Annotated in this window: 3 protein-coding genes; 1 reads left to right on the top strand and 2 read right to left on the bottom strand. The window is 71.7% G+C overall.

The features are described 5' to 3' along the window. Positions 1-88: 88 nt before the first annotated feature. Both xseA and G3I65_RS42470 read right to left on the bottom strand, forming a co-directional pair. Positions 89-1324, bottom strand: coding sequence for an exodeoxyribonuclease VII large subunit (gene xseA / locus G3I65_RS42465; protein WP_160701101.1), 1236 nt, complete (start codon positions 1322-1324; stop codon positions 89-91). Continuing rightward, entirely contained in the window at positions 1321-2058 is a 738-nt protein-coding gene (locus G3I65_RS42470) for a lipid droplet-associated protein (protein ID WP_160701102.1), read from the bottom strand. Before G3I65_RS42470 ends, xseA begins: the two co-directional genes overlap by 4 nt. Positions 2059-2209: 151 nt before the next feature. Here G3I65_RS42470 and G3I65_RS42475 point away from each other — a divergent pair, with 151 nt between their 5' ends. Continuing rightward, positions 2210-3205 carry a 4-hydroxy-3-methylbut-2-enyl diphosphate reductase gene (locus G3I65_RS42475; RefSeq protein ID WP_163046851.1) on the top strand — a complete coding sequence of 332 codons (996 nt, stop codon included), beginning with the start codon at positions 2210-2212 and terminating at the stop codon, positions 3203-3205. Positions 3206-3375 lie beyond the last annotated feature (170 nt).

Raw genomic sequence — 3375 nt, forward strand, 5'->3', positions numbered from 1 at the left:
GCCCGGTCGGTGCGCACCGCCTGGTCCAGCAGCGGCCGCGCGCCCAGGCGCCGGGCCGCGTCCAGCGTGAGCGGGAGGAACGTCGCTCTCACTCCTTGGCCCCTTCCGCCACCGCGCCGATCGCACCGTCGCCCACGCGCACGCGCAGCTGGGCACCGGCCTCGACCTCGGAGACGGAACGGAGTACCTGGAGGTTGCCTTCGGCGTCGACGAACTGCACGACCGCGTACCCGCGGGCCAGCGTCGCGGCCGGGCCGAGCGCGGTGAGCCGGGCCCGCGCGCTCGCGATCTCGGCCTGGTCCTTGGCGAGCAGCGTCAGCATGGCGCGGCGCGCGCGTTCACGGTGGACGTCGACGTCGTCCTGGCGCCGCTGGACCGGCCCGTGCGGATCGGCCAGCGCCGGACGGCTGCGGATCTGGTTCAGCAGCCGCGTCTGGGTGTCGACCCAGCCGTGCAGCGCGCGGCGCCCGCGGTCGCGCATCTGCCGGACGCGCTCGGTCTCCTCGCGCAGGTCCGGGACGATCCGCTTGCCGGCGTCGGTCGGCGTCGAGCAGCGCAGGTCGGCGACGTAGTCGAGCAGCGGCGTGTCCGGCTCGTGCCCGATGGCGCTGACCACCGGCGTGCCCGTGGCCGACACCGCGCGGCAGAGCGCCTCGTCGGAGAACGGCAGCAGGTCCTCGACGCTGCCGCCACCGCGGGCGATCACGATGACGTCGATCTCGGGGTCGGCGTCGAAGATCCGCAGCGCGCGCATGACCTGCGGGACGGCCTGCGAGCCCTGCACGGCCGTGTTGAGCACCTTGATCCGGACGTGCGGCCACCGGCCCTGCGCGTTGGCCAGGACGTCCCGCTCGGCCGCCGACGCGCGCCCGGTGATCAGCCCGACGCCCTTCGGCAGGAACGGGATCGGCCGCTTGCGCTGGGCCGAGAAGAGGCCTTCGGCGGTCAGGAGCTTCTTGAGGCGCTCGATCCGGGCCAGCAGCTCACCGATGCCGACCGCACGGATCTGGTCCGCGCGCAGGCTGATCGTGCCGCGGCCGAAGAAGAACGACGGCTTCGCGTGCACCACCACGCTCGCGCCTTCGCGCAGCGGCGGCTCCATCTCGCGGATCAGCCAGTTCGGGCAGGTCACCGACATCGAGACGTCCGCCGACGGGTCACGCAGGGTGAGGAACGCCGTCTGCGTGTTCGGGCGGGAGCTGACTTGCGTGACCTGGCCTTCGACCCAGACCGCGCCGAGGCGGTGGATCCAGTCGCCGATCTTGCGCGCGACCGTGCGCACCGGCCACGGCTTTTCGGCGGTGCTCGCTTCGGTATCGGTCACTGGCCTTCCGCGTCGTCGCCGGGTTCTTCGGGCGGCTCGGAACCGGCTCGCTCGGCCTTGCGCGCGTTGGCGATCCGCCGCGACAGCATCCCGGTGAACGACGAGCGGTCGGCGTGCGCGCGCTCGTAGTCCAGGATCGTCTCGAGCTGCGGGATCGACAGCTGGCGCAACCGGGCGCGCAGTTGCGGGAGGGTGAGCTGGTCGTAGCCGGTCAGCCCGGCCGGCCCGTCGTACCCGCCGGCGCTGGTCCGCGGGACCTCGCCCTTGGTCTTCTTGTCGATCTTGGGCGTCCCCGGCTGCGGCTTGTTGTCCTCCGAGGCGTCGTTCTCGCCGTCGGCGTGGTCCTCGGCGAGCGCGCGCTCCTCGGCGGCCCACGGGTCACCCAGTTCCGCTTCGAGGTCGGAAAGTGACCCAGGGTGACCGTTCAGTTCCGAACGGGGCTCCGGCACGTCGGCGACCCGCGTCAGGTTCGGCCGCTGCGGCGTGACGTCGAGGTCTTCGTCGAACGTCGCCCAGCTCGGCGTGTCCTCGACCGGGCGGAGGCTCGAGAGCGCGTTGTCGCCCTTGATCGCCAGCTCGGTGACGTGCTGCTGGACCCGCATGGAGGCCTGCAGCACCTGGCTGACCACGGTCACCGGGAGCCCGGCGAGCTGGCGGGGGAGGTCACGAACCCGCTCGGCGGTGGAGACGGCGAGGCCCGCGGCGACCCGGAGGGGGAGCGGGAATGGCTTCATGCGTCCAGCCTGCCGCATCCGGGCCGAACTGCCCAACCGAACGGGTGGAACCGGCCGCGTTGCGTGACCCCGGGCACAGCTCGTAAGGGGGACGAAGCTCACCCGAAAGGGACTTCGAGTTCGCCTCCGGCCTGCCCGTACCCTGGGTGCCATGAGTTCAGCGAGTCCCGGAATCGAGCCCGCGGGTACCCCGACGATCACCGGAACCGCTTCCGGCAAGCGGGTGCTGCTCGCCAAACCGCGTGGTTACTGCGCCGGCGTGGACCGGGCGGTGATCGCCGTCGAAAAGGCCCTCGAGGTCTACGGCGCCCCGGTGTACGTCCGCAAGGAGATCGTGCACAACAAGCACGTGGTCGAGACGCTGCGCGAGCGCGGCGCGATCTTCGTCGACGAGACCTCCGAGGTGCCCGAAGGCGCGCTCGTGGTGTTCTCCGCCCACGGCGTTTCGCCGATGGTGCACCAGGAGGCCGCGGACCGGAACCTGCGCACGATCGACGCGACCTGCCCCCTGGTGACGAAGGTGCACAAGGAGGTCAACCGGTTCGCGAAGGACGACTACGACATCCTCCTGATCGGCCACGAGGGTCACGAAGAGGTCGAGGGCACGGCCGGCGAGGCCCCCGACAAGGTCCAGCTGGTCGACAAGGCCGAGGACGTCGACAAGGTCGAGGTGCGCGACCCGTCGAAGGTGATCTGGCTGTCCCAGACGACGCTGTCGGTCGACGAGACGATGGAGCGCGTCGACCAGCTCCGCGAGCGCTTCCCGGGTCTGGCGGACCCGCCGAGCGACGACATCTGCTACGCGACGACGAACCGCCAGGTCGCGGTCAAGGCCATGGCCGCCGAGTGCGACCTGGTGCTGGTGGTCGGGTCGACGAACTCGTCCAACTCGAAGCGCCTGGTCGAGGTGGCGCTGAAGGCCGGCGCGCGGGCGTCGTACCTGGTCGACTTCGCGCACGAGGTCGACGAGGCGTGGCTGGCCGGGGTGACGACGGTGGGCGTGACGTCCGGGGCGTCGGTGCCGGACGAGCTGGTCATGCAGCTGCTGGAGTGGCTGGCCGAACGCGGCTACGGCGACGTCAACGAGGTCACGACGGCGAACGAGAAGATCACCTTCGCGCCGCCCAAGGAACTGCGCAAGGTCTGAGGTACTGACGAGAAACGGCGGTTGCCTCCTTCCGGGGGGCAACCGCCGTTTCCGCTGTTCAGCGCTCTTCGCCGTCCCAGGGACGGTTCCGCCGCGGCGGCGCACCCCGCCCTCCGGCCGGCCGGCGAGGCGGCGGAGCGTCCCGGCCGTCTTCGGCGGGCGGCCGCGGA

The sequence above is a fragment of the Amycolatopsis sp. SID8362 genome (assembly GCF_010550475.1).
Classification (GTDB): domain Bacteria; phylum Actinomycetota; class Actinomycetes; order Mycobacteriales; family Pseudonocardiaceae; genus Amycolatopsis; species Amycolatopsis eburnea.